We start from the raw sequence: 1,576 nt of genomic DNA on the forward strand, positions 1-1,576 counted from the left end.
TTCGTCGGCGTCGAGGAGGTCGAGGTCGCCGACCGGGCTGTCGGGATCGGCGATGATGGCTTCGAGGAGCCGGGTGAACCGGTCGGCGAAGCCGCGGACGGTGTCCTCGTCGAACAGGTCCTGTGCGTAAGTCAGCGCGGCGGTCAAACCCTGAGCGGCACCATCGCGGTCGACGCGTTCACTCACCACCAGCGTGAGGTCGAACTGGGTGGCGGTGTGGTCGATGTCCTCGATACGGGCGGTCAGTCCCGCCAGTTCGAGTTTCGGGTGCTCTTGGTTCTGGAAGACGAGCATCACCTGGAACAGTGGGTGTCGGGTGGTTGATCGTGTCGGGTTGAGGGCTTGTACCACCCGTTCGAACGGCACGTCGGCGTGCTCGAATGCGGCCAGGTCGGTTTCTCGCACCGTCGTGAGCAGTGTGGTGAAGCTGCTGGCCCCGTCGACCGGGGTTCGCAGTGCGAGGGTGTTGACGAACATGCCGACCAGGTCGTCGAGGGCCGGGTCGCCGCGACCGGCGACGGGGGTGCCGATCGTGATATCCCCGGTGCCCGACATCCGGGCCAGGAATATCGCGAATGCGGTGTGCAGCACCATGAACACGGTCGCGGTGTGTTGTCGTGCGAGTTCGGCTGCCGCGCGGTGGGTGGGCGCGTCGATGGTGAACGTGTGTGTTCGTCCACGGTGGGTGACGGCGGGCGGTGTTCGGTTGCCGGGCAGTTCGAGCTGTTCGGGCAGCCCGTCGAGTGTGGAACGCCAGTAGGTCAGTTGCTGCGCGAGCAACGAATCGGGGTCGTCGTCGGAGCCGAGTATTTCGCGTTGCCACAGGGTGTAGTCGGCGTACTGCACCGTCAGTGGTGGCCACGATGGCGTGTGTCCGCCGGTTCGGGCCGTATAGGCGGCCGTGAGATCGCGGGCCAGCGGGGCGATCGAGGAGCCGTCGGCGCAGATGTGGTGCAGCACCACGGCGAGCACGTGCTCGTTGTCGGCCGTCTCGAACAAGGCGGCCTGCACCGGCACCGATGTGGTGACGTCGAACTCGGACGAGGCCATCGACAGCAGTCGCGTGGCGAGCTCGTTCTCGGTCACCGCGGCGGTGGCGAATCCGCCGCTGATCTCGGCCGCCGGGACAACCACTTGGTGCGGGCCGGTCTCGGATTCTGGGTAGATCGTCCGGAGGGTCTCGTGCCGGTCCACGACGTCTGCGATCGCTGCCAGCAGTGCGGCCGTGTCCATGGTTCCCGACAGGCGTACGGCGAATGGAATGTTGTAGACCGGTGAGTGTGGGTCGAACCGGTTGAGGAACCAGATGCGTTGCTGTGCATACGATAGCGGGATGTGTTCGGTCCGGGTCCTCGGGAGCAGGGGTGTGCGTGCACCCGCAGCGGTCCGGGACTCGAGCCACGTCGACAGTGCCTGCACCGACGACGCCTCGAACAGCACCCGCATCGGTACCCGCGCATCCATCGCCACACTGAGCCGCGACACCACCTGCGTCGCGAGCAGCGAGTTGCCGCCCAGGGCGAAGAAGTCGTCGTCGAGCCCGACCCTCTCGCGATCGAGGACATCTGCGAACACG

The 1,576-nt window shown here is 66.4% G+C and carries 1 protein-coding gene; it reads right to left on the reverse strand.

Translation table 11 applies throughout. From position 1 onward, the window contains the following. The coding region (locus AZG88_RS23980) for a condensation domain-containing protein (RefSeq protein ID WP_231914165.1) at positions 1 to 1,576 on the reverse strand (1,576 nt) is incomplete at both ends.

Source organism: Rhodococcus sp. LB1 (genome assembly GCF_001583455.1).
Classification (GTDB): domain Bacteria; phylum Actinomycetota; class Actinomycetes; order Mycobacteriales; family Mycobacteriaceae; genus Rhodococcus_F; species Rhodococcus_F opacus.